This window comes from Francisella sp. LA112445 (assembly GCF_012224145.1).
In the GTDB taxonomy this organism is placed as follows: domain Bacteria; phylum Pseudomonadota; class Gammaproteobacteria; order Francisellales; family Francisellaceae; genus Francisella.
The window spans coordinates 1,307,736-1,333,890 of sequence record NZ_CP041030.1; the positions used below are offsets into that span (position 1 = coordinate 1,307,736).

Consider the following 26,155-nt stretch of genomic DNA (forward strand, 5'->3'; position numbering starts at 1 on the left):
AATATAATAAGCTAAAGATATAAACTTTTATATGATATTTTTTAGGATCTACGAATTGGTGGTTTTTTCATAAAAGATTTATTTGGCTCAGCTTTAAAACAGTTAATAATATAAGGAAACTCTTTAGTAACATAATACCCATAGCTACCATCATACTCCATACCATTACACTCATCTAAGTCACCACTTCCTGGTACATATTGAAAATCATCAACAAACTCACCAGTATACTTACCTCCTGGACTATCTGGTGTATTTGGACGATTACCTTTTTTTAGTTGATAACTAGACTTAACTTCAAAAATCTCACCATTATTTTCAATATAACTACCATAAATAGGATAGCCATCCGCTGCAAAACCTATCACAGGTGACTCAACAGATGAGTTATCTTTAAACAGTGCATTTGGTGAAGCATGATAGTGATAAGTTCCATCAGGCTGAGAATGGGCATGGTGAGTATCCATTATAAACTCAGACTCCTCATATGCTGGATTATAGCGCCATTTTGCATTAGGATCAAAACAACCAATCCTACCATCGCCAACTCCATAACACCCAGCAGCCAATAGATCAACTTTAACTCCATTAAGCATAATTGCATTATCCATTCTTAGAGATAAGGGAATTGGCTTAGCTAAGCGCTTAGGACTTTTTGAAACTACATATATCTGATATTGTGGCACTACTTTATTTGGAAAAGCTCCCATCTCGGCATCATCATAAGTATGATTTGGAATTCCATTACTAATAATAATACAATCTTTAGTATTAGTCTTTATTGTCATATATGATGAGTTTTTCTGATTTAAGTTATAGTCATCTGCAGATGCAAAATAGTTACCTACATAACTACTACAATACGGCGATCTCTCAGATAAAACCACATCTGTAATGTCTAAACCATTTTTATCTTTTATCATATATCCATATCGGTTTGATTGATGGTGAGCAAAAGCATCATGTTCATGAGCTATACCTTCAAATGGAATACTAAATATTGCTAAACTAAATAACTTTAGACTTAAACTTTTGTGACCTATCATAAACAAGCTCAAGGTAGTTTATGTTTATAGGCTATAATTTACACCTAATCTTTCCTTAAAGCAAAAATAATTTAATATTTTTATAAATATAAGATAACTTTGTAGATTAAATATTATTTGATTAGATATCCCAACGTTGAACAGCTTCAACACTATCTGTTGGTCCAGTATTAAAACATATTTTTGCAGAATTTGCATGCTCATGAACGACGTTTACTAACTTTTCAAATAGAATAAAACAACTATCATCCTTACGCACGCCAGCACCTATCAAAATAATATCAAAAGTGTTGTTAGAAAGGATATCACAAACCTCTTTAACAGCTGTTGCTTCACTAGTGATATAGCCCATATGAGCATCATAACCAATATCATTTAACTTTTGTAAATCTCCTTCAAGAACACTTCGAAGTTTTTCTGAATTCATTCCAGGATATTTAGCATAGTCTACAGAATTTGGTTCCCAACCTATACATAGTACTTTTTTTGCACTCATTTTTATTTCCATTTAATTTTAATTCAAATAGATTGTACCTTAATAATGTATTATTAGTATTCATTTATTTTTAATAAGGCTTATTAAAAATAGTATGTCCATCTATAACTCAAGAAAAACTCTCATGCTAATATCCTAACAATAAATACTTTTCTTATAACTATTCTTGAAAGAGAAATAAGAAAAACCATGATGTTATACTTTAGAAAAATAGATATCAAAACATTATTATTAAAGCTTTGTTGACGAATTTTTAAAAGAAAAGTCTAAATACCTCATTTAGTAAGCTAAGCTTACATAATATATTAAAAAGACTAGTTTTACATATAACTAAATTGGTGTGATAATACACGCAAAAATTATAGTTAGTCCAAAAGAAACATGTCATTCTACGACTTGATCGTAGAATCTAATTTAAGACTCATAATGAGTAGATCCTATGGTCACACTTCGACTCCGCCCAGTGACCGAAGAGGATGACGAAATGGTTTCAAAAGATATTCGGATTAATATAAGTCATCATAAAACTTTATTAAAGGTAATCAAAATGAAAAACCTATCTCTCTCAATTACAGTATTAATTATTTTATCTTCTACTAGCTTTGGATACTCTTCTTTTGCACATGAAATATCAAAGAACTCATTTCCTGTAGCAAAATTAAACCTAGACTATTAATAGTATATCTTCCACTATTTAGTAATAACCTCTTTTATTATACTTTAAGAACCTTAAAATTTGCCCTCTTTTAAGAAGTGATCTACTTTATTAAGTGTTTCAATATCATGATGAATCTCACTATGGTTCTTATTTAGAATAACTCTATCACTACTATTAATAGCAAATGCTGAGTCTACTTCTACTAAACCATCATGATCTTTATTAAGACATAACTTAGCTAAAAGGTTAAGTTTAGAATGCTTATTACCTGCAATTAAACCAACTGGAAACTTTGAGGCGACCTTATTGCAAACATCTAAATATTTATCCGTCACCATTAGTTCTTTATTGGGTTTTAATATTCTAGAATAAAAAGGAATTTTATCACCAAAATCTGCAATCTTAGATCCTTTAAATGGTGTAGCTATAAATACACATTTATCTACATTTTCAAGTTGCAATTTATCTATAGTTTTACAAACTATTATACCACCCATACTATGAGCTAAAAATGTGATAGATTTTGTCTTAGGAATATTTTGTATAACTTGACACAACTTAGCAACTGCAACATCAATACCAACAAAAGTAGTAGGCAGATCTATAGATATAATGTCATCATAGTATTGCCTAAAGAAACCCTCTAAGCTACGCATGTCTTTACTATTTTTGATAAAGCCATGAACGAGTATTAAACTTTTGTCTGTTTTCATTTACCAACAAACACTTATTTATTTTTATAGATTATATCCAAATCCGATTAAATTATCTTTTAAAATAATATTTGGTTCATTGAAAGTTATATAATCACTATAAATATCTTTTGTAACCCAATCTAGCGGATCAAGATCTGCTATAGTAATATTTTCAGCTAGTGCAAAACTTGCTGTAGCTAAGATCCCAGCTGGTGATTCCATCATACAACCTACCATACATGGTATACCTGCATCATCAGCTAGTTTCTTTATTTTTTTAGCTTCTAAAATACCACCTGTTTTTGCAAGCTTGATATTTATCATATTACAAGCTCTCTCATCTATAACTCGCTTAGCATCACTAGAGTTAAATACTGACTCATCTGCAACTATTGGGATATTACTAAACTGAGTTATTTCATGCATAGCTGATATATCATAATACTTAACTGGTTGCTCGATTATCTCAACGTTTAAGCTATATTTATTTAACTCTTCAATAAACTGTTTTGTTTGAGTTATACTCCAGCCTTGATTAGCATCAAATCTAAATTTAGTACTCTTATCAAACTCACTATCCAAAGCTTTAAGTAGTTCTATATCTCTTTTAAAATCAGCACCCGTTTTGACTTTGATTGCTGTAAAATTGGCCTCAACACCATTTTGGATATTTTGTATAGTCTCTGAAACCGTACCACAACTTATAGATACATCAGTTTCAATAGTATTATTCTTTGCTCCAAGAAGATTAGCTACGGAGATATGTTTTTGTTTAGCTAATAAATCATGAAATGCTAAATCAATAGCCATTTTTGCTGCTGAATTAAACATAACTCTATTAAAAGCCTGGTGTAAAATCTCTTCATAGTCACTCAAATACGCACCTTTAATAACAGGTGTAAAGATTTCATTTATAATAAACTTCATTCCTTGAAGAGTATCACCTGTGACAGCTGTTGTTGCTGGAGCTACACCATAGCCTTTTAGTCCATTATCTAAAACTAGCTCAACTACTAAAGCATCAATATGATCTGTACTTCGTACAGCTGTTACAAATGTTCTTTTAAGAGCTATTTTTACTATAGATGTTTTTATATCAACTATTTTACTCATACAGCAAATCCTGAAAGTATTTTAGCTACAATTAAACCGCCCTGAGTCCCTACTAAAAATCCAAGTAACGCCATAACTACAGCTATAGAAACTAAACTTCTACTATAAGCACTAGCTAAAATAGGAGCTCCTGCAATACCACCAATATTAGCTAATGATGCGATAGAACACATTGCAAGATTTAGTCTAAATATCTTAGCTATAATTGTCATTATTATAGCATGAATAACTAAAATCATTATGCCACATGCTATATATATTGGAGCCTCAGAAAATCCTTTAAATGAAGAACCTGAAGCTATCAAAGCAACTAGAAAATATAAAAATATACTAGCAATGATACTATCACTTCTTATTTTAGCTATCGGAGTCATTGCTCCTATAAACCCAAGAAATGTTACTATTAGGATAGTCCAAGTCTTTGTGCTAATTAGTGCTGTTTGAGGTAAATATGATGCTACTATACCTGCGATATCAGTAGCAGTAAATGCTATAGCAATTAATAAAAATATGCCTACAAAATTAATATCTCCTTTTAAATTATATGGATCTTGGATATTAACCTTGCTAATATGCTCCTCTAGTGATCCAGCTTTTGTCCACTTGTCAAAAACTTTAGCACGAGAAATAAGCGCAAATAAAAGAGCAAACCAAATCGTATAACTTATCGAATCTGTAAGAAGTATATATCCCATTTGATTATCTGGAGTATTTAAAGCTTGCTTAACTGCGATCATATTACCAGTACCACCCATCCAGCTAGCCGATAGTGCAGAGAAGCCTTTCCAAGCATCTGGTGATATATATCGACCAATAGTTAGATACATAATTATGAAAGCTATCATTATACTAATACTTGCACCAAAAAAAGCTATCAAAAGCTTTCGTCCAAGTTTAATCACAAGTCTAATATCACAACGAATCAACATTAAAAATAACATCACAGGTAAGATTAAACCTTCAAGTTGTGACTTTGTCTGCTTAATTTCTACAGAATGAGTATTCCACAAACCAAGTATTGATAATATAACTATCAAAAAATATATGATTACAATAGCTGGAAAATATTCAAATATTTTTGATTTAGACTTACTAGAAATAAGTACTATTACACTACATATTAATAGTAGCGATGATATATAAGAAAGAGATGTTGAAATCACTTTTAACTCCTGGTTTTATTATTAAATTAAAAAGCCTTTTAAGCTTAAGTGTTAGTTACACGTGTACATATAACCTTTATGATTCTACTCAAACCAATCTGTAAAGCCAATATTTCTATAGCTCTTAGCTTAATTGAAATAACTCTTGTGAGAAGTAAAGTATCTATAAGATCTTTTTAAATATTGATAAAAAAGGTTTAAGAAAGATTAATCTTTTAAGAAATTATCGATATCAGCAATCAAATCTTCAGGAATTGTCTTTGGTGCATATCTTACAACAGTTTGACCATCTTTTGATACTAAAAATTTAGTAAAATTCCATTTTATTCTTTCAGTACCTAAGATTCCTTTTGCTTGCTCTTTTAAATACTCAAATAGAGGTTCTGAATCTTTACCATTAACTTTAGTTTTTTTCATAATTGGAAATGTAATACCAAAGTTAGTCTTACAAAACTCTTTTATCTCTTGATCACTACCAGGCTCTTGTCCGCCAAATGAGTTACAAGGGAATGCTACTATTTCTAAGTCTGGATATATCTCATGTAGGTGTTGCAAACCTTTGTATTGTTTTGTAAATCCACACTTACTTGCGACATTCACTATTAGTAAAACCTTATTTTTTGGTAAATAGAATTCTGATCCATCACCTGCTGTAAGCTTAAAATCGTAAATAGACATGTTATTTTATTACCTCATATATTTTATTAAAAACTTTGATCTGCAGTTTTTAAATCCTGCGTATTTAATATATTAAAAATCTCATCCACTAGTCTAGGAGAGACATCATATTGTATTGCGAAAGATGTTCGTGTTTTATCCAATGATTTATCCTTAAATGGATCATAGCTTGGTAAACCTTGCTTTTTCTCAAGTTTCAGCATCTTCTTTCGCCAACCTTTACGTTCTGCAATCAGTTCAATAATCTGCTGATCTGCATTTAAAATTTTAGTTTTATAACTTTCTACTGATGGCTTGCCAACATTATTATGTGCCATAGCAAAAGATGAACAAAAACAAATGAAGCTTAAAACAAATACTGCATATTTTTTCATATACTAAATTAATAAATTCAAGATGATCTTAATACTATAATGTTTTATAAAAAAATTTAAAAGTCTGAAGCAAGTAAAAACATAAACAAAATAACTTGCATATATTTTATAGGTAAAATTTTATAGAAAATTAATCTTCAAAGTGCTATTACAATATATTTGCTTCAGCAAAACTCTTTAATTTTTTGACTATCTTATTTTTAACTTCATCTTTAGCAAAAGCAGCTTTTGCAGCATTTAGATTCATGATAACCATATTTGCAAAAGACAAATTATTTTTCTGATGTGCTAAAGTATATTCATCAGTAAGAGTTATACCTAGCAACATTAGCCTATCATCAGTATTTAAAGCTATACTAATATCATCACCAAACATTCTTTGATATGGATGATTTTCAAAACTGTCTACTAGTCCTAATGCCAGATTACTACTTACATTTGACTCAACGTGTATACTCCTGTCAATAAGTAGTGCTATAGTTTCTCTTAAAGTATCAGTATCTGTAGTTTTATAAAGGTTACATGCATGACCAATTCTCTTTGCCCCACTTAGAATACTATCTTTAATATTTTCAATATTTGAGAATTCGCCACTATGTACAGTGAAATCAATATTATTTTCTTGTAAAAATGCCACCGTTTTAGGTAGTGTTTGAGATAAACTTCCATCAATGTCCATACCAGCAAAGTCATAGCCAACAACCTCATCATGTTTAATGCACAATTTAGCTATCTCTAAATTAGTATCATCATCAAGATGATACATTCCGCATACTAAAATACCTGCATCTATACCATACTCATGTTTCGCTCTATCAAAGCCTCTAGCTACACTTTTGATGATCTGATCATATGTTAAGCCTTTTTCTGTATGAAAATAAGGACAAAACCTTGCCTCTGCATAGATTACATTATCTAAAGCATGATCTTGAGCAAACTCAAAAGCAACTCTTTCAATACCTTCTTGTGTTTGCATAACAGCACATGCTATATTAAATGCATCAAAACATTTATTAAAATCTTTAGATGAGAACTGCTCATAAAACCACTCCGACAGTTCTTTGTCTGAAGTTTTAGGTAAATCTATATTATATTGCTTAGCTAAATCCACTATAGTACTAGCTCTTAACCCACCGTCAAGATGGTCATGAAGCACAACTTTAGGAATTGAAAATATCTTATCTCTCATAGTTTAAACTATACCCTTGTATTTATTAACTTCTTAAATAATGACTTCCTATGCTCTCTTTTCTTGCTATAGCACTTTGTATAGTAAGCTTAGACATTTTTAGGATTTTTCTATAATTTTCTATATTAATATCAAAGCTATCTAAAGCGATATCATTATCTATAGCACTTTCAAGCAAACTAACTTGCTGATAAGCCTCTTCTAACTCAGATTGTTTTCTGACTAAGCCAACCTTATCCCACATTAGCTGTCTTATTTGAATTATTTGTTGTGAATAATCTTTTTTTGAATCAATTAGCTTTAGATTTTCATTATCGTGATATGTATCTTTTGTGAAGTTACTTAGTATATCTTTACTCGCCTCTAAAGCATATACTATACACTCTAATAACGAGTTACTCGCTAACCTATTTGCTCCATGCAAGCCAGTACAAGAAACTTCACCAACAGCATATAGGTTTTTTATACTTGTTTTAGCGCTCTTATCAACCTTCACTCCTCCACAGCTATAATGAGCTGCTGGTGATATAGGTATCCTATCTATGGTTGGATCTATGTCATTTTCTAATAATTTTTCATAGATATAAGGAAACTCATTTTGCCACTGACTCGCACTTAGATGAGTTGCATTTAAATAAATATCTCGTCCAGCTTGCATATTTATATAAATTTGTCTCGCTACAATATCTCTAGGAGCAAGATCTCTTCTCTCATGAATAGATTTCATGATTCTTATGCCTTTCTCTGTCTCTAATACAGCACCACTACCACGAATAGCTTCTGATATTAAAGTAGGCTCACCAGCTTTACCTAAAAAACAAGTTGGATGAAACTGTGTAAACTCTAAGTTTTCTAACTGACAACCTATATCATGTGCCATAATCATAGTGCTACCATCACCAGCAGTAGCATTAGTTACATATTTATATAGACCAGAAGCTCCTCCTGAGGCTAATATCACCTTTTCAGCAAAAAACTTGATGACTTGATACTTGTTATTGTAAGTATATAAGCCTATGCATTTTTCATCTTCTTTGATTAATCTAAATGCTTTATGTTCCGAGTATAATGAGATATTTTTAAAATGATGAAGTCTCTCATATAGCTTTGAAATAACTGCTCTTCCGGTATAATCTTTGATGTGAAGAATTCTTGCTAATGAGTGGCCACCTTCTAAATGTAGATTATAGTTTCCATCTTTATTTCTATCAAACTCAACCCCATGCTTTTCGAGCCACTTTATTGAAGAATTTGAGTTACTTACAACTTGATTTACACTTTCTAAATCTGCAATATTTCCACTTGCGATATATGTATCTGTCACATGTGAGCTTATAGTATCTTCTTTTGATATTATCGCAGCTATTCCACCTTGAGCATATGAGCTAGCACAATAATTTACTGCTTTATCACAGATAATTGCGACATTTAAATCATGTTCAGCTAAATCTATAGCAGCAGTAACTCCTGCTAAGCCACCACCTACTATGACTACATCATATTTTTTAACGTTCATTTTATATTTGAACCTGCATAGATAAATCTATCGCATTAATATGTTTTGTAATGGCCCCAACAGATATAAAATCAACACCTGTTTTTGCCATTTCTACGATAGTATCACTATCAATATTACCAGAGACCTCTAGTGCAACTTTATCTTTAGCAAGCTCAACTGCTTTATAAATATCTTCAATTGAGAAGTTATCAAGCATAGTAATACCTACCCCAGCATTTATCGCTTGGCTTAGCTCATCCAAACTTGTGACTTCAACCTCTACAACCTTATTACTATCTAAATTTTTAGCTTTTGCTACAGCTTGAGATATACCTCCAGCAGACCGAATATGATTTTCTTTAATCAAATAACCATCAAATAAACCTATGCGATGGTTAAACCCACCACCACACTTAACTGCGTATTTCTGAGCTAAACGAAAACCTGGAATAGTCTTACGAGTATCAAGCAGTTTAGTGTTATAGTCAGATATCAGTCTAACTAGATTATTTGTAGCTGTAGCTGTAGCTGAAAGCATTTGAATAAAATTCAACATCGTTCTTTCAGCGGTGAGAATACTTCGAGCATTTCCTTTTAGTTCAAAAATTTTCTGACCTGCTGATACCTTTTGAGCGTCATTATAAAACCATGTTATTTGAATACTATCATCAACTTGGTTAACTACTTCATTAGCGAACTTTTGACCACAAAGAATCATATCTTCACGTGTGATACAAAAAGCTGTAGTATTAATATCCTGAGCTAATTGCGCTGTGATATCACCATCTGCAACATCTTCAGCTAAAGATTCTTTTACTAGTTTTTTAACAATATGCTTAGGAACATCAGATATTTGATTATTATTTAGCATTACTTTAGACATAAGTATTTCCTAAAAATTTATCATTCTATTTAAAGGGATAAGAGCTTTTTTACGTACATCCTCATCTACAAAAATTTGATTATCTTGTGAAACTAGACAATCTCTTAGATTCTTTAACTGATTTAGCTTCATCCACGGGCATTTAGCACATGATTGACAAGTAGCTCCTCGACCAGCTGTAGGAGCTGGAATAAACTCTTTATGTGGAGATAGTTGCTTCATTTTATAGAAAACACCTGTATCAGTAGCTACTATAAATCTATCATTATCCATTTCTTTACTTGCCGCTATTAACTGTGAGGTAGAACCAACAGCATCCGCTCTTTTTACAATCTCTGCTGGAGATTCTGGATGAACTAAAACAGCAGCATCTGGATACTCTAACATTAAATCATCTAATGCTTGTGCCTTAAACTCTTCATGTACAATACAACTACCATCATATAATAGCATGTCGGCACCTGTCTGTTTTGCAATCCAATCACCTAAGAATCTATCTGGACCCCATAGGAGTTTTTTACCTTGTTTATGTAAATGAGAACAGATTTCTAGTGCATTTGAAGAAGTAACTGTCCAATCAGCTAAAGCCTTTATTTCAGCTGATGTATTTACATAAACAACAACCTCTCTATCAGGATGCTCTTCTATAAACTTCTTAAACTCACCATTATTACAACTTAAATCTAATGAGCATTCTGCTTCTAGAGTTGGCATTAGAACTTTTTTCTCAGGGCTTAAGATTTTAGCAGAATCTCCCATAAATCTTACTCCTGCAACAACTAACGTCTCACACTCACTTTCTAAACCAAATTTAGCCATAGCAAGAGAATCTCCAACAAATCCTCCTGTTTGCTCTGCAAGCTCTTGGATTTCTGCATCTACATAATAATGAGCTACTAAACAAGCATTGTTTTGTTTTAATAATACTTTTATTTCATCAATATATTTTTGCTTCTCTATATCTTTAATTTTTAAGCTTGGTAACTTTTGTCTAGCTTGTGATATTTTATCTTTTATTAACTCTTGATTTAACATCCAAATGCTCCTTTTTTAACCTTGGATATTTTCTTCGAAATATTTACACAATTGTTCTAATGATTGACTAAAATCATCATTAACTAGCTGATAATCAAACTCATCAGCATGAGAAATCTCTGCCTCAGCTTGATCCATTCTGTAATCAATAGTTTCTTTTGAATCAGTATTTCTTGTTTCTAAGCGTTTCCTTAACTCATCCATTGAAGGAGGCAATATAAATACGCTCTTAGCTTTTGGACCGTATATTAGCCGAGTCTGCTGAGCACCCTGCCAATCAATCTCAAGTATTATATTTTTACCTTCAGCTAGTAGTCTGTCTATCTCAGCCTTTGATGTGCCATAATAGTTCTTGAAAACCTTAGCATACTCGATAAAACCATCCTCTTTAAGCATCTGCTCAAACTTCTCAATGGAAACAAAATGATATTCCTTACCATCTGTCTCTCCAACTCGAGGATCCCTAGTGGTATGAGATGTAGCTACCGCAAAGTTATCTCTGCCTATTTGTGTTTCTAAAAAAGCTTTTAATAAAGAACTTTTACCAGCACCTGATGGTGCAGAAACTATAAAAATATAGTTACTCATTTGTAAAAATTATAATTGAATAGATAGTTCGATGAATTATACAGGTTTCATTAATCAAATAGAACAAACATAGCTAAATTTATATATTTGTTCCTAGAAAAACTCTATAAATCTTATTTTAAGATACAAGAAAACTAATGTTTATAGGGACTATAGAAAGTAGAAAATATTAGAAAATTATTGAGCTGTAATATTTAGTTTTTTACCAGCAACCCATACTTTTTTAAGATGATTCACAACCTTAGGAGGTAAATTTGAAGGCAGATCTACCAAAGTATGATCTTTTTGAATAGAAATATTACAGATATGCTTACTATCAATATTTCCTTCATTTGCTATAGCACCTACTATATTTCTTGGCTGAACATCATTATCACGTCCAACTTCTAGCTTATATGTAGTCAAATCAATATTTACACTTCTACGAGGTTTTCTTTCAGGCCTATCAAAGCGAGCATTTCTATCACCACGATCACCTCTACGCTCAAATCTACTGTTATCTCTACGATTATCACGAGGGTTTCTATCTCTGCGAGGCTTATCATCTCTAGCTTGTATTTCTCTAGGGAAGAAAGATTTCTTACCTTGAGCAAGTAATGTCAATACAGCTAAAAGCTCATCTGAATCAAGCTCTAACTCATCACGAATACTTGTAATTACATCTTTATATTTATCTAAAGATTTATTCTTATCTATCGCTGAAGTTATTCTAGCTTTAAAGTTCTCTATTCTACTATCTGCTAAATCTTTTGCACTTGGCATAAAGACTTCTTGCATTGGAGATCCTGTAAATCTTTCTAGAATACGTAAGAATCTCATTTCTTTTAGAGGAACTAAAGAAATAGAAGTACCTTCACGTCCAGCTCTACCTGTACGCCCAATTCTGTGTACATAAGTATCTGTATCGCCAGGCATATCATAGTTAATGACATGAGAAATTCTCTCAAGATCGATACCTCTAGCAACTACATCAGTAGCAACCAATATATCTGACTTAGAACTTCTAAACTGATCAACAATGTATTCTCTTTGTGACTGCTGCATGTCACCATTTATCGCCGCAACCTTATAACCAAGAGCTTTTAAATTATCAGCAACTTCAATTGTACTAGTCTTAGTTTTAACAAAGATAATCACACCATCAGTTTCTTCTACTTCAAGTAGTCTATCTAGAGCATCTATCTTTCTAAAACCTTTAATTACTATAAATTTTTGAGTTACAGTATTAGCTGTTTTTGTTTTTGCTTTTACTTGTATTTTACAAGGGTTTCTTAAGTATTCTTGTATAATATCAGCAATATCTGTAGGAATCGTTGCCGAGAAAAGTAATCTTTGACACTCATCTGATACATGGCTTAATACAAATCTTACATCGTCTATAAAGCCCATTCTAAGCATTTCATCAGCTTCATCTAATACTAATGCTCTTAAGTTATCAAGCTGTAATGTACCTTTTTCAATATGATCCATTACACGACCAGTAGTACCTACTACAACTTTAACACCTTTTTTAAGAGCTCTAATCTGAGAGCCATACTCTTGACCACCATATATACAAGCAACATCTAAATTTGGTATGTTTTTTGCAAAAGCTTCAAACTGCTCAGCAACTTGTATAGCTAGCTCTCTAGTAGGAGCTAGTACTAAAACTTGAGGAGCTCTATCTCTAGAGTCTAGATCCATGTTGTTTATTAAAGGTAATGCAAATGCTGCAGTTTTACCTGTACCCGTTTGTGCTTGACCAAGCACATCTCTACCCGATAAGATATATGGAATAGCATACTGTTGAATTGGTGTAGGGTTTTCATATCCTAATTTAATAACAGTGTCTACGATATCTTGACTTAGTCCAAGCTGACTAAAATCTTTTTTAGTTTCAGAATTCATTTTTATCCGTAAATTTTTATTATGAGAAATCTTATTAATAATTTGAAAATTATGAGAAATTTAAATTATCCGCGTGATGTAATTTCTAATAGATGGTAACCAAATTGAGTTTGTACTGGACCATGAACTTTGTGTAGTTCATCATTAAATACTACTTTATCAAATTCAGGAACCATTTGTCCTTGAGAAAAAGTACCTAAATCACCGCCTCTAGCTCCAGATGGGCATAGAGAATGCTTTTTAGCCGCTTCTTCAAATGTAATTTTACCTTCAGTTATGTCTTTCTTGATTTGTTGACATTCAGATTCTGATTGTACTAGCAAATGTCTAGCTGAAGCTTTCATAATTATAGTTCCTTATTTTTTGATTTAACTATTAGTAATTACAACCGAAAGAATACATTATTTAAGACAAATATACAACTTAATTAAAAGCTAACCTATTGACCAAGATCACGAAGTTTCTTACCTGAGATTAGGTTATCTTCTATTTTCTCTAAACTTACACCTTTAGTTTCAGGTACAAATAGTTTTAAGAAAACCACTGCTATAACACAGAATATCGCATAACTAATAAATATCATTGGTTTACCCCAAACCCCAGCATCCATTATCACATTTGAATATGCCACAACTATCCAAACAAAAGTCCAGTTAACAATAGTTGTAATAGTCATACCAAACTCACGAACGTTCTGCGGGAATATTTCTGAACAAATAATCCAGGCAACAGGTCCCCATGAACAAGCAAAACCAAAGATATACACCAAACATGCAATCAATAATATATATTTAGGGAAAGCTGAATTAACACCTGCAATATCAATAGCATAAAAGCATATAGCAACAACTACAAGAGCAGAAGCCATTGTTAAAGCTCCTACTGTTAATAATTTTTTTCTACCCCATTTTTCAACCCAACGAATAGCTGGAAACGTTGAAAGGAAGTTAACAAGAAATACAGCTAGACCTGCTAGAATTATATTTAGCCCAGCGCCTTGTAAAAAACTCGGAGCATAATATATCATCGCGTTGATACCAACTAGTTGTTGGAACATTTGTATTACAACACCAACGATTAATATTTTCCAAAAGAAACCTTTACTTAAAACTTGCTTAACTGAATGAGATTCCTGCTTATCATTTTGACTCATCTCTAAAATTTCTTTATCAATTTCATCTTTATTTCTAAGTCTTGCTAATACATCTCTAGCTTCTTTTTCTTTATCTTTCATCATAAGCCATCTAGGACTCTTAGGTAAGAAAAAACAACCTACAAACATTAAAAAAGCAAATAATGTAATAACACTAAACATCAAAGTTAGTGATATTTTAGTATGACCAGATACCTCAACAATCACAACATTTACTAAACATATCAAAAATATACCAAATGTTATCATTAGCTGAAATAATGATGACATTGCCCCTCTTATTTCTTTAGGAGCTGTTTCTGCTAAATATAAAGGCGTTGCAAAAGATGCTAGACCAACACCAAAACCTAAAATAAATCTACAAGCTGTAAGTATATTTAAAGGGGGTAATAGTGAAGATACTAAAGCTCCTATAAGAAATGAAAAGCCCGCTATTAATAATGTATTTTTTCTACCAAAGTATCTAGTAAAAAAACCACTACAAATAGTTCCTAATATACCACCATAAGCTAATATCGCGTTAAATTTACCTTCAGCAATACTACCTGGAGCCATATCATAAATATGATCGAGTGTCTTGCCTGCATTTGCAATAAAGCCTTGATCTAAACCAAAGAGTAAGCCTCCTAAAGCTGCTATTATAGCAATTAAAAATACTATTCTTTTATATTCCTTTTGTGCTTCCATATATCTTCCACCATTATTTTTTTTAAAATTTATTAACGCCCAATTTTTGCTAAAGATTTACCAGCTCTTAAATTATTTTCAATTTCTTCTAAAGACACATCTTTTGTCTCTGGTACAAAGAACTTAACAAATAGTACACAAACTATACAAGAGATTGCAAAACCAAAGAAAGTATTATCTGGATGGAATGTTAACCATGTAAGAGCAAAGTTGCCTATAATAGCATTACATATCCAGTTGCTCATAGTCGATGCTGTAACACCAAAATCTCTACCTTCTATAGGTTGAATCTCTGAACATAAAATCCAAATCACAGGCCCCATAGATATAGCAAAACCAAAGATAAATAATAAACAGAATATTAAAGCAGTCCACTGTAAAGTTTGAGATAAGACCATAGCCTGACCATACACAAAATGTGTCTTGAATATAAATCCAACAACGACACAAGAGATTATAAGTAAACTTAAACCAAAATATAAAATTGGCTTACGTCCAAATTTATCAACATATTTAATAGCTAAGAATGTTGTTAACATATTTAACAGACCAATTACGATTGTAGATGTTGATGGATTAGTAAAACCAGCCAGCTTAAATATATCTGTTGAATAGTACATAAAAGCATTCATACCTGTAAATTGTTGAAATGCTTGAAGAGCAATACCTAAAAGTACAACTTTTATAAAAAACTTCTTCTTAAGTAAAGATAAAACACTTACACCTCTATGCGTAGTTTGTTTGATTTCTTTATGCTCTTCTAAGGCTTCAATTTCACATGATCTAATTTTTTTAAGAACTAAAGCCGCTTCTTCATCATTACCTTTTAAAACTAACCATCTTGGGCTTCTCGGAAGAGTTAGACAGCCAAAAAACATTATTATTGAAGGAATTGCTAATACTGATAACATAATTCTCCAAGAACCAGTACTTTCTAAAGCAGAGTTCGTTAAGAAAACTAAGAATAAGCCTATTGTTATCATTAGCTGATAAAGAGCAATTAATGCGCCTCTAAACTCTTTTGGAGCAATTTCAGATAAGTACAAAGGAGCAATAAATGATGCTATACCTACTGCTATACCTAATATAAACCTTGAACCAATAAATATTTGATAATTAGGAGCCAAAATTCCCACAATAGTAAATATAGAAAATATAGCTGCTGCAATTAATAATACTTTTCTACGACCATAATGCTTTGATAGAAACCCACTAACTAAAGCTCCACAAGCTGCTCCAAGTAATAATACACTAGAAACATGACCGCTTTCAGCAACACTTAAACCAAAAGTTTTTGATATAAAGTTAAGAGAGCCATTTACATAACCTATATCCATACCAAATAATAACCCAGCTAATGCTGCTATTATAGCCACGCGAATGACTACAAAATTTATTTTACTTGCATTTTGCATACTACGTCTTCCTATACTGTTTCGAATATTAAATTTAATTAACACTTATAATATTGATGATATACTATACATAAAATACAAAACAACTATTTTTACAGAAATGGACATGAATATTTCACAAAAAATTTCTCAAATAAAACTCTCTCATCGTCGAAAAAACATATTAACTAATGAGTGGATTTTAGTATCTCCGCATAGGCTAAATAGACCATGGCAAGGTCAATCTGAAGAAAATACAAAAGATACACGTCCAGAGTATGATGAAAGCTGCTACCTATGCCCTACAAATACTAGAGCAAATGGCGAGACAAACCCTGACTTTAAAGAGACATTTATATTTGAAAATGATTTTTCGGCTCTTTCAAAAGAAAAAATAGCAAAAGATCTAGAGATCAATGATGATTTATTCCAAGTAAGTGGTGCAACAGGTGTTGCTAAAGTTGTCTGCTTCTCAGCAAAACATAACTTAACTATGGCATCTATGCAAGAAAGTGACATAACTAAGGTTGTTGATTTATGGTCAGATGAAGTAGCTGCTTTAAGCAAAAAGTATCAATGGGTTCAAGTTTTTGAGAACAAAGGATCCATTATGGGATGCTCAAACCCTCATCCTCATGGACAAATATGGGCTTGTGACTTCTTACCAACAGAGGCTCAAAAAGAACAATCATCTCAAAAAGAATATTTTGAGAAAAATAAATCGAATATGCTTTTAGACTATGTAAATCGTGAAATTAGCGAGAAAGAAAGAATAGTTTATCAAAATGATGATTGGCTAGTTGTTGTACCATTTTGGGCAACATGGCCTTATGAAACATTACTTTTACCAAAATTTAAATGCTCACATTTAAACTTTTTAACTGCAGAACAAAAGAAATCACTCGCTAATGCTCTTAAAACATTATTAGTCAAATACGATAAACTTTTTGATACTTCATTCCCATATTCTATGGGATGGCATGGTTCAATAGGTGCTAAAGAATCTGATTATTGGCAACTTCACGCACATTTTTACCCACCATTATTACGCTCTGCTACTGTTAAAAAGTTTATGGTAGGTTTTGAAATGCTTGGTGAATCTCAAAGAGATATTACACCTGAATTAGCAGCACAAGTATTAAGAGAGTTATAATTATGGATTGTATCAAAGATAATTTAGTTAGTCGTTTTAAAAATCTATATAATTCTACTCCTGAGATGTTTTTCTCTCCTGGTAGAGTTAACTTAATTGGTGAGCATACTGACTATAATAATGGTTTTGTAATGCCATTTGCTATAAATAAAGGGACATTTATAGCTATTACAAAAAGAGATGACAATATAGTTAATGTATATAGTGAAAACTTAGATGATTCAACTTCCTTTGATTTAGCAAAAATTAAACAAGAAATATCTAACACTTGGCAAAACTATATAAAAGGCACTATCAACATGATCAAAGAAGATTTCTCAGCAAATATTAAAGGAGCTGATATTTATATATTCAGTGACTTACCTTTCGGTGCGGGACTATCTTCATCAGCTTCGTTAAACACAGCAATAGCGTATGCTTATAATGAAGTCTACAAGTTGAATATCTCTAAGCTTAACCTTGCAAAAATTGCTCAAAAAGTTGAACATGACTATATAGGTACTAAATGTGGCTTGATGGATCAAATGGCTTGCATATTTTCACAAGAAAATTCAGCTACTATGATTGATTGTGATAGTGACAAACATAATAATATTCCTTTTGAGCTTAATGAACTATCTGTTTTGATCGCAGATACAAATATTAAACATAATTTAGCAGACTCTGCCTATAATAAACGTAGACAGGTTTGTGAAAATATTGCGAAATTTAACAATATAAAATCACTAAGAGAACTAGATAGTCAAAAACTTGAGCATACTAAAGCTAATTTCTCTGAAGAAGATTATAAGTTAGCGCTACATGTCTTCACAGAAAATCAAAGAGTAATTGATGCTACTAAGGCAATGCAATCTAAAGACTGGCAGAGCCTAGGTAAACTAATGTACCAATCACATAATTCATTAAAAAATGACTATAAAGTTAGTTGTGATGAGCTAGACTACCTAGTCGACTTATCAAAAGATTTTGATGGTGTTTATGGTGCTAGAATGACTGGTGGTGGTTTTGGTGGCTCTACAATACATCTTTTACCAAGTAAAATTGTTAGAGAGTATAGCAATTACCTTGAGAAAAATTACTATGCAAAATTCAATATAAGACCAAACTTTTATATCTCAAAAGCTTGCCAAGGAACGCATAAGATCTAGAATATTTTTTTTAAACTTTATCATATAGGGTAAGATTTACCGTCATCTTTGAACTTTTTATAATTATTTTGTTTTACTTCTAGTTGTTCTATTAACTCATTAAAAACTTCATCTTCAATAAAAGATTGATTCTTTTCCCTAACATTTTTAAGATTTTCTAACAAATTTAAATAACTAGAACTACAGTGTTTTGATCTTTCTAAATAAGTTAAAAATTTCTTAGCAATATCTGAAGGGAAAGATTTATTTTCTATTTTAATATTATAAAAAGAAACATATAAAAATAATTCAAAAAATATCTCAAAATTCTTTCTGACTCTAGGTTTATCATATATTTCAATTTCTTCATTTGTGAAATTAAAAGTATCTAAAGCATCTTTAACTCTATCTTGGCATGTTTCATCTAGTAAATTATAAATATTTAGAATTTGAAGCATTCCCTGGATGAAACATGCATCATTTTCACTTTTCAAAGTATATAAACATTCTTCTATTTTGAAATACTTATCATATTTAAACTTACTTTCTAAACATACATGAATTAGATTAGTTAATGTTGAATATGTATTCAAAGCTAAAAGAAAATGATTTTCAATGTATTTATTCATCAACGTTCCCAATTTTTCACTATCAATTTCTCTACTAAATCTATTATATTGCTCAGCAATATAATTATTAAAAGCAGTAAAAAGTTGTGAAAATATCTTAGGTGACAGATCTAAACACTTATTAAAAAGTTCGATTGTCTTACTAAAATAATCATCTCCTATATCTATATACGAAATAAGATTAAAATAGTTAGTTAATCTCATCTCAAATAGATTATCTTTATTATTATACTGTTTTATATACTGTGAAAGTAAATTATCTCCAATAGTCATAATTTGCTCAACTTTCACTTCTCCAAGTACAATATTTCTATATTCTTGATCACCTTCTTTCTTTAAAAAGTACTCTGCAAACTTATCCCTCATATTATTTCTTTGGTTAATGAAAGCAAAAACTTCTAAGATAGAAAATTCAAAACTTGATTGATTAATTTGTCTATAAAGAGTAATACCCAGGTATTCTTGATTTATTGTATAAAACTCATTAAAACATGGTATCAAAGAATTATTTTCATATAAAAATTTTAAAAAATAAAAATGCTCTATACGCTCCTTAGATAAGTTATTTTTAAAAACCATTCCTCCTAAGCTTATATTTTTAACATCTTTTTCAATCACTTTATAAAAGTCATAAACTTTTGACTTTTCTTTATCAAAATAACTTTTTAAAAATAAGTAGTCTTGATGAGCCTTTATTTGTGATGCTTTAGGTAGAGATATATACGAATTATCAAGACAATTATCAAACTTAGAAAGAGTATTATTAGAAGTAAACTCTTTACTCTGATTATATATCATTTGAAAAAGCTCAAGGTTATATGCAACTATCAAGAACATAAAATAGTTTTTTTCTTTTTTGTAAAAAATATAGTCTTTCTCTAAAATCTCTAGTAACTCATCATATTTTCCTGACTCATATAACCCTATATAGCTTTTACTATCTATTTCAAAATAAATATTACTATTTAGTTTTTCAGAAAGTTTATTTTTCTCTTTGCTTTCAATTAAGGTAATATTTTCTCTTGAAAATTGATTATTAGAGTCTTTAACTGTTCTTACTGCATTTATTCTTTTAATATAATTTTGAAATAAAAATTTATCTATATATTTTTTATCAGGATGGTAATGACCTCTTGAATCATTTTTTATATATTTATTATAAAGATCTTGATATTCTGAATAAATATTCTCATCAGAATATATAGTTATTTCTTCAAACCCTGAAAAGTAACCTTTAGTGATACTCTCAATCTCATTAATACTTAATGCTCTTTCAAACTTTAGCGAGTTTTTTATCTTTTCAAATATAGACTCATTTCTATTATTTTTTTGTTCCAAAATCTTAGATATGAACTTGAACAAATCAGCATATCTCTTGCTATTAATAAGCTTAACCCCTAAGTTATCATAGTACTTAGAATATAAACCTTTATCCTCTTTCATGAACATATATATTGGCGGTCTATTTTTCGAAAAATCTTGTAACCAACTAAAAATATTTCTTACATTAAAGTCGCTATAGCTATAACCTAAAAATAAAACAGTATGAGATGTTAATATATTCTTTATGTAATTTGTGATTATAGGAAAGTTTTTTTCATATAAAGAATAATCATCTTCTTTGAAGACAATATTATTTTTATCAAAATCTCCATGCATTTTGATAACTTTATTTGATAAATCTGATCTTAACAAATCTTCATCAGATGAAATTATGTCATATGATTCTGCATTATTTTCAATATATTTCTCTAAAAGATTATCCCAATTAGTTGTAATTATTCTACTAGGTCGAAGTTTAAATAAGCAATCAAGAATATCTATGTTCTCTACAGAATAGTTCTGTAGTATCAGTTCTTTGATATCTTTATAATAATTATATTCTCCAAATTTTAAATAATACAACTGGGCTATTTTAAAAGGTAGTCACTTTCTTCTTTAGATATTAAGTCACCTAGTCTTTCTTTAAATATATTTATCAACTCGGCCCAACTAGGCATTGAAGGACAAACTGCCTTAGAGAATCCTGCCCCTACAAATACTGTAAAAGAATCATTCTCAATTGCACGAACAATATGCTTTATATAAGATTGATCAAAATTATTCATACTATATCATTTGTATTATGTTAAGTATGATTTTACTACTTAGTTATAACGAACTCAAACAACTCTAAATATTACTATTTGTATAGACTTTTCTACATGAGATACTTACTTTTCTCAACTATATAAAGAGACACTCATTAATCATTCCGCTATTAATTAAATATTTCTCTAACTTTCTCTACTAAGCTACTTTTTTCTTGTTCTGTATAAGGCTTAGATTCAATATTCCCCCACACTGGAGCTGGCCAAGCTAGATCATTTTCATAACGCCCGACTACGTGTAGATGCATTTGACTAACTACATTGCCTAAAGTTGCTACGTTCAGCTTATCAACTTTATATTCTTTAATAAGAAACTCTGAGAGTTTATTTATTATTTTATTTACATTGTACTGAACGGAATCATCAAGTTGATACCACTCTGTTCTATCTGTAAAAGGTACTACTATAAACCATGGTACTGTAGAGTTATTCATTACTAGAATTTTACAGTCTAAATATTCACAAACTTCAAAAGTATCAGCCTCTAAACGAGAATCTAATTTAAACATTAAAAAGCCCCCTTATTTTGTCTAAATCTTGCTGAGTATCAACACCTGCAAGAGTTGGCTTAAGTGCTTGAGCAACAGCTATCTTATAGCCATTATATAGAACCCTAAGTTGCTCAAGAGCCTCATATTTTTCTATAGGTGATACAGTTAGTTCTGCGTAATGTTTTAAAAAGCCAACTCTATACGTATAAATACCAATATGTCTAAAAAATTCCGAAACATTAACTTGAAGATTTTCAGAATATCCCCTTTCAAATGGAATTGAAGCTCTGCTAAAGTACAATGCATAATTATTCTTATCAAAGACTACTTTAACGTTATTAGGATTGTAGATATCTTCAGCATCTAAGATGCTCTCACAAAGAGTTGAAACTACAGCATCTGGCTTATCAATAAGTAACTGTGCAGCTTGCTCAATATTTTCTACTGGTATTAAAGGTTCATCACCTTGGACATTTACTACAACATCTTCATCATCAAACCCCAAGCTAGTTACAGCTTCAGCTATTCTATCTGTACCAGACTCATGATCATCTCTTGTTAAGATTACTTTTGCACCAAAACTTTCCGCTACATCTTTAATCTCTTGAGAATCTGTAGCAATGATTATGCTTTTAAATTTCGACTTAGAGACCTGCTCATATACTCTCTGAATCATAGGCTTACCCGCAATATCAGCAAGCATCTTACCAGGTAAACGTGTTGATTTAAGTCGTGCTGGAATTACAACATGAATATTAGTCATATTTCTTAACCTCTTCCAGAGTTAATTTCTTTGCTTCTTCAACTAACATTACTGGAATATTTTCTCTAATTGGATAAGCTAGCTTATCTGCCTTACAAATTAATAACTTATTCTCTTTATCATAATGTAAGCTTGATCTACAAGCTGGACATACCAATACATTTAAAACTGAATGATCCACTATTTCACCTCGATTACAAATTCATATTTATCTTCTACTTGCTCTGCTTTGACAAGTATATAATCATTAACTTTACACCATGCTGGTATATCATGCATAGTTCCAGGATCTGTACATATTACTTTTAGTTGTTCGCCTGAGCACATACCTCTTAAAGCATTTTGTGTCTTAATCACAGGCATAGGGCATAATAATCTTTCAAGACTTAATTCTTTCATTATATATACCACTCCTGTTTGATCTCATCTGCTGGCATAGGTTTTACAACTACTTCTTTGCTTGTTCCATCTGTGTAATTAAACACCATAGTTACACTCTCAGCATTTTTACCTTGAGTAAATCTACCTAAGACACTCGCTGTAAACTCTTCATCAGCCTTATCAAAATCACCATCGATCAAAATTAATGGTCCTGAATGTGATGAGCAATATACATGGGCAAACTGATTCTTATAGCCATTTAAATAATTATTTTCACCTTCTTCACGACCAATTATCAATTTATATTCTGGTTTGAAACGAAGATGCCTACCAACTTTTAAAAGCATAATATCATCAAATTCATACTCCTTTGAGTTACGTGCTTGCCATAGATCAACTAGCTTATCAGAATACTGTTTATCTGTAAGAAAACAACATCCCCCAGCAGGAGAAGCATAGTCTTCTATACCCCAATCACGAGCCATCTTCATCTGTTCTTTTCTACCACGACCTGTGATTCCCATTAGCTTAGATCTATCAACCCAACCTTCTCTTTCAGGTTTTGTTTCAGGTAAATTTTTTGCACTAAGAGGTCTAAGTAAAAGATCATCAATGCCTGATTGTTTTTGAACAACTGGCATAGTACTTCTACGTTGTGACATTGGTCTTTGACCAATAACTTCACCAGTAATTATAAAGTCAAAACCATTTTCTATAGCCCATTCTTTTGCTTTACGCACCATAAAGATTTTACAATCAAGACATGGGTTCATATTTGCACCATAGCCATATTTAGGATTTAGAAGTACATCTTTATATTCTTCTATAACATCAATGATATGTAGTTTTATACCTAATTGCTCAGCAACCCATAGCGCATTGTTTCTTTTTTGTTTTTCTTTATCATGTTTACGGATAGCATGAGTATGCCCTTCAACACAAAAACCAGTAAAAAAATTTATACCTTCGACATGTATGCCTTGCTCTAACATAAGTTTTGTCGCAAGCATTGAATCAAGACCACCAGATATTAGTGATATTGCTTTTCTTTGTTTATTTTCCATATTATTTGTAGTTTTAAAATTCAAATATTAAATATTTGTAATAATTTTAACATATCAGCATTTTATAACTATAGTTTTTGTTAAATGCTATGATTCCAAGAAACTAAGCTGATACTTTTTTACTATAAAAACTAGCTGTATAATAACCGACCAATGTACCAAGCATTGATCCAGCAATCAAATCACTAGCAAAGTGAAAATACATAAGTAGCTGACTAGCTACAACTAAAACTGCTAGTAGAGCCCAAAGCCAACGTAACTTAGGAAATAATATCCATGCAGCTACTGAGAATGAAAGCATAAAAGTTGCATGCCCCGATGGAAATGAACCATACGCACTACCTGAATGAAACCAGTTAAAACCATACATATGATCTTTAATCAAAGAAGGGTTATTATTAATAAAAGTTGCTGGCCAATACCTACCAAAAATTCCTTTCAAAAAGTCTTTTAAAACTTGCCCTATAACTATAGCATTTGCTATTAGTAAAACTTTATAATCTAAATTATTAGTTTTTTTTACTACAAGTTTAATAAAGAAATAAATATAAAATACTGGAATTATGTTTCTTATAGTAAGAACTATATCATTAGCAAGAATTTCTAATATTTTATAGCTTCTAGAGTGATGATCGTATAAAAACCATACTATTTGTCTATCTACAAAAAAATAGCAAAAAACTATAAGCACTATTCCTATTATAAAAAATAAAACAAGGTTTCTTATACTATTATCTTTTGTATTTAGCCTATGCCCTAATTGCTGTGTAAAATTATCTGTGCTCATATATTTTCCTACTACTTCTGATTATTTATCAATTTTTCTAATTGTTGATAGTATTTGCTATTTTTAAGTAAAATATTAGATCTTGATCTAGTATCCCATCTACCATAACAACCAAGGATTGGATCACATTTATCAGGTTTACCAAAATCATTTACTATATAAAAATTATTAACAATATCATTAAGATTATGTATTCTATCTGCTGTTGAATATTTTTTGATCAGGTCTAAATCAAACTCTCCTGTTGATCTATCTCTATAGTTATTACAAGATTTTTCAAATTCTGATATTTTCATACATGATTTAATCTGTAAGTATCCCCATGCATATTTTTGAACACCTTCTTCAAACCACCAACCATGAGAGGTTTTAAAGCTAGGAAAAACCTCATAATAATATTTTTCTATATTAAAACCTTTGGGTACATCATAAGTAATTACTTCTAATTTATAACTATAGAAACTATATGAACGAAGTTTATTGTTTATTTGCTCAATTAATTTGAGAGTTTTATATACGCCCTCAGCTGTTCTTGGCATTGCTATAAATATAGAGATTGAGCCTGCTATTGCATTGTGATCTTCAGCTATCCATTTCTTTATATCTACAGGATTGCTACTATATAAATCATGCAAAGCTTTATCCATAGGATCTTTCTTCATCTTTCGCCACTGATATGGTGATTGAGGATCTAAACTACCAAAGATAAGATTATTTTTACTTACTTTGTCTACAAGTGGTTGAAATACATCTATCCATTGATGAGTAACTTTAGTTGTCATATAATTATTTGCTGAAAGAATATCTCGCTTAGATAAATAAGAGCCTTTATACGTATAATCATATTCTGCATTTATTGGTTTATATTTAAAGTTATAACCTCCTAAATTATCTGACCAAGTGACATCCCATACCTCAAACTTATCACCATGATATTTCTGCTCAAGTCGTTTCTCTATCTTTGCTTTAACTTCTGGATATCCCGTTATCCAATCTATAAAACCACAATATCCCATCATTGGGATTGCTAAGATAATTGTTAATAGTATCTTTCTCATTTTTTATCTGAAGTC

28 protein-coding genes are annotated in these 26,155 nt (G+C 30.9%); 3 read left to right on the forward strand and 25 right to left on the reverse strand.

Features of this window, described 5'->3' with window-relative positions; translation table 11 throughout:
• Positions 1-41: 41 nt before the first annotated feature.
• Together FIP56_RS06370 and FIP56_RS06375 are read right to left on the reverse strand one after the other, a co-directional pair.
• Complete coding sequence (locus FIP56_RS06370) at positions 42-1,046, reverse strand: YHYH protein (protein WP_192578106.1); 1,005 nt, start codon at positions 1,044-1,046, stop codon at positions 42-44.
• Positions 1,047-1,167: 121 nt separating this feature from the next.
• Positions 1,168-1,542, reverse strand: a complete 375-nt coding sequence (locus tag FIP56_RS06375) for a hypothetical protein (RefSeq protein ID WP_192578107.1) — start codon at positions 1,540-1,542, stop codon at positions 1,168-1,170.
• A 547-nt stretch (positions 1,543-2,089) separates the two neighbouring features.
• Here FIP56_RS06375 and FIP56_RS10410 point away from each other — a divergent pair.
• Entirely contained in the window at positions 2,090-2,218 is a 129-nt protein-coding gene (locus FIP56_RS10410) for a hypothetical protein (RefSeq protein ID WP_281062956.1), read from the forward strand.
• Between the two features lie 53 nt (positions 2,219-2,271).
• On the opposite strand, the gene FIP56_RS06380 is transcribed toward FIP56_RS10410, so the two are convergent.
• The 14 genes from FIP56_RS06380 to FIP56_RS06445 form a co-directional block, all read right to left on the reverse strand.
• Positions 2,272-2,913 (reverse strand): alpha/beta hydrolase, encoded by a 642-nt coding sequence (locus FIP56_RS06380; RefSeq protein WP_192578108.1) that lies wholly within the window; start codon positions 2,911-2,913, stop codon positions 2,272-2,274.
• Between the two features lie 24 nt (positions 2,914-2,937).
• Positions 2,938-4,008, reverse strand: coding sequence for a dipeptide epimerase (locus FIP56_RS06385; protein WP_192578109.1), 1,071 nt, complete (start codon positions 4,006-4,008; stop codon positions 2,938-2,940).
• Complete coding sequence (locus FIP56_RS06390) at positions 4,005-5,171, reverse strand: DUF819 family protein (protein ID WP_192578110.1); 1,167 nt, start codon at positions 5,169-5,171, stop codon at positions 4,005-4,007. The genes FIP56_RS06385 and FIP56_RS06390 overlap by 4 nt, the downstream gene beginning before the upstream one ends.
• A gap of 207 nt (positions 5,172-5,378) precedes the next feature.
• Complete coding sequence (locus tag FIP56_RS06395; RefSeq protein WP_192578111.1) at positions 5,379-5,849, reverse strand: glutathione peroxidase; 471 nt, start codon at positions 5,847-5,849, stop codon at positions 5,379-5,381.
• A gap of 26 nt (positions 5,850-5,875) precedes the next feature.
• Complete coding sequence (locus tag FIP56_RS06400) at positions 5,876-6,166, reverse strand: chorismate mutase (protein WP_209451877.1); 291 nt, start codon at positions 6,164-6,166, stop codon at positions 5,876-5,878.
• A 205-nt stretch (positions 6,167-6,371) separates the two neighbouring features.
• Positions 6,372-7,412 carry an alkaline phosphatase gene (locus tag FIP56_RS06405; RefSeq protein WP_192578113.1) on the reverse strand — a complete coding sequence of 347 codons (1,041 nt, stop codon included), beginning with the start codon at positions 7,410-7,412 and terminating at the stop codon, positions 6,372-6,374.
• Positions 7,413-7,437: 25 nt separating this feature from the next.
• Positions 7,438-8,928 carry an L-aspartate oxidase gene (gene nadB, locus FIP56_RS06410; RefSeq protein WP_192578114.1) on the reverse strand — a complete coding sequence of 497 codons (1,491 nt, stop codon included), beginning with the start codon at positions 8,926-8,928 and terminating at the stop codon, positions 7,438-7,440.
• A 1-nt stretch (position 8,929) separates the two neighbouring features.
• The gene (nadC, locus tag FIP56_RS06415) at positions 8,930-9,793 is read right to left on the reverse strand and encodes a carboxylating nicotinate-nucleotide diphosphorylase (protein WP_192578115.1); all 864 of its coding nucleotides are present in this window, start codon (positions 9,791-9,793) and stop codon (positions 8,930-8,932) included.
• A gap of 9 nt (positions 9,794-9,802) precedes the next feature.
• On the reverse strand, positions 9,803-10,828 hold the full coding sequence (gene nadA, locus FIP56_RS06420) for a quinolinate synthase NadA (protein ID WP_192578116.1): 1,026 nt from the start codon (positions 10,826-10,828) through the stop codon (positions 9,803-9,805).
• A 15-nt stretch (positions 10,829-10,843) separates the two neighbouring features.
• Complete coding sequence (gmk, locus tag FIP56_RS06425; protein ID WP_192578117.1) at positions 10,844-11,416, reverse strand: guanylate kinase; 573 nt, start codon at positions 11,414-11,416, stop codon at positions 10,844-10,846.
• 177 nt (positions 11,417-11,593) lie between these two features.
• Complete coding sequence (locus FIP56_RS06430; RefSeq protein WP_192578118.1) at positions 11,594-13,303, reverse strand: DEAD/DEAH box helicase; 1,710 nt, start codon at positions 13,301-13,303, stop codon at positions 11,594-11,596.
• A gap of 65 nt (positions 13,304-13,368) precedes the next feature.
• Positions 13,369-13,647 carry a peptidylprolyl isomerase gene (locus tag FIP56_RS06435; RefSeq protein WP_192578119.1) on the reverse strand — a complete coding sequence of 93 codons (279 nt, stop codon included), beginning with the start codon at positions 13,645-13,647 and terminating at the stop codon, positions 13,369-13,371.
• A gap of 95 nt (positions 13,648-13,742) precedes the next feature.
• On the reverse strand, positions 13,743-15,143 hold the full coding sequence (locus tag FIP56_RS06440; RefSeq protein WP_192578120.1) for a sugar porter family MFS transporter: 1,401 nt from the start codon (positions 15,141-15,143) through the stop codon (positions 13,743-13,745).
• A 32-nt stretch (positions 15,144-15,175) separates the two neighbouring features.
• Positions 15,176-16,558, reverse strand: coding sequence for a sugar porter family MFS transporter (locus FIP56_RS06445; protein WP_192578121.1), 1,383 nt, complete (start codon positions 16,556-16,558; stop codon positions 15,176-15,178).
• 106 nt (positions 16,559-16,664) lie between these two features.
• Here FIP56_RS06445 and FIP56_RS06450 point away from each other — a divergent pair, with 106 nt between their 5' ends.
• Complete coding sequence (locus FIP56_RS06450; RefSeq protein ID WP_192578862.1) at positions 16,665-17,690, forward strand: UDP-glucose--hexose-1-phosphate uridylyltransferase; 1,026 nt, start codon at positions 16,665-16,667, stop codon at positions 17,688-17,690.
• Positions 17,690-18,838, forward strand: a complete 1,149-nt coding sequence (locus tag FIP56_RS06455; RefSeq protein ID WP_192578863.1) for a galactokinase — start codon at positions 17,690-17,692, stop codon at positions 18,836-18,838. The genes FIP56_RS06450 and FIP56_RS06455 overlap by 1 nt, the downstream gene beginning before the upstream one ends.
• Positions 18,839-18,858: 20 nt before the next feature.
• Here the strand turns inward: FIP56_RS06455 and FIP56_RS06460 are convergent, their stop codons facing one another.
• The 9 genes from FIP56_RS06460 to FIP56_RS06500 all read right to left on the reverse strand — a co-directional run bounded on the left by FIP56_RS06460 (position 18,859) and on the right by FIP56_RS06500 (position 26,140).
• The gene (locus FIP56_RS06460; RefSeq protein ID WP_192578122.1) at positions 18,859-21,351 is read right to left on the reverse strand and encodes an SIR2 family protein; all 2,493 of its coding nucleotides are present in this window, start codon (positions 21,349-21,351) and stop codon (positions 18,859-18,861) included.
• Between the two features lie 5 nt (positions 21,352-21,356).
• Positions 21,357-21,554 carry a hypothetical protein gene (locus FIP56_RS06465; RefSeq protein ID WP_192578123.1) on the reverse strand — a complete coding sequence of 66 codons (198 nt, stop codon included), beginning with the start codon at positions 21,552-21,554 and terminating at the stop codon, positions 21,357-21,359.
• A gap of 152 nt (positions 21,555-21,706) precedes the next feature.
• Positions 21,707-22,105, reverse strand: a complete 399-nt coding sequence (locus tag FIP56_RS06470) for an HIT family protein (protein ID WP_192578124.1) — start codon at positions 22,103-22,105, stop codon at positions 21,707-21,709.
• Positions 22,098-22,850 carry a 3-deoxy-manno-octulosonate cytidylyltransferase gene (kdsB, locus tag FIP56_RS06475; RefSeq protein ID WP_192578125.1) on the reverse strand — a complete coding sequence of 251 codons (753 nt, stop codon included), beginning with the start codon at positions 22,848-22,850 and terminating at the stop codon, positions 22,098-22,100. The genes FIP56_RS06470 and kdsB overlap by 8 nt, the downstream gene beginning before the upstream one ends.
• Positions 22,843-23,031, reverse strand: coding sequence for a Trm112 family protein (locus FIP56_RS06480; RefSeq protein WP_192578126.1), 189 nt, complete (start codon positions 23,029-23,031; stop codon positions 22,843-22,845). Before FIP56_RS06480 ends, kdsB begins: the two co-directional genes overlap by 8 nt.
• Positions 23,031-23,249 (reverse strand): sulfurtransferase TusA family protein, encoded by a 219-nt coding sequence (locus tag FIP56_RS06485; RefSeq protein ID WP_192578127.1) that lies wholly within the window; start codon positions 23,247-23,249, stop codon positions 23,031-23,033. The genes FIP56_RS06480 and FIP56_RS06485 overlap by 1 nt, the downstream gene beginning before the upstream one ends.
• Positions 23,249-24,295 (reverse strand): tRNA (5-methylaminomethyl-2-thiouridylate)-methyltransferase, encoded by a 1,047-nt coding sequence (locus tag FIP56_RS06490; RefSeq protein ID WP_192578128.1) that lies wholly within the window; start codon positions 24,293-24,295, stop codon positions 23,249-23,251. The genes FIP56_RS06485 and FIP56_RS06490 overlap by 1 nt, the downstream gene beginning before the upstream one ends.
• A gap of 103 nt (positions 24,296-24,398) precedes the next feature.
• Positions 24,399-25,082, reverse strand: coding sequence for a phosphatase PAP2 family protein (locus tag FIP56_RS06495; RefSeq protein ID WP_192578129.1), 684 nt, complete (start codon positions 25,080-25,082; stop codon positions 24,399-24,401).
• 11 nt (positions 25,083-25,093) lie between these two features.
• Positions 25,094-26,140 (reverse strand): hypothetical protein, encoded by a 1,047-nt coding sequence (locus tag FIP56_RS06500; protein ID WP_192578130.1) that lies wholly within the window; start codon positions 26,138-26,140, stop codon positions 25,094-25,096.
• Between the last annotated feature and the right edge of the window lie 15 nt (positions 26,141-26,155).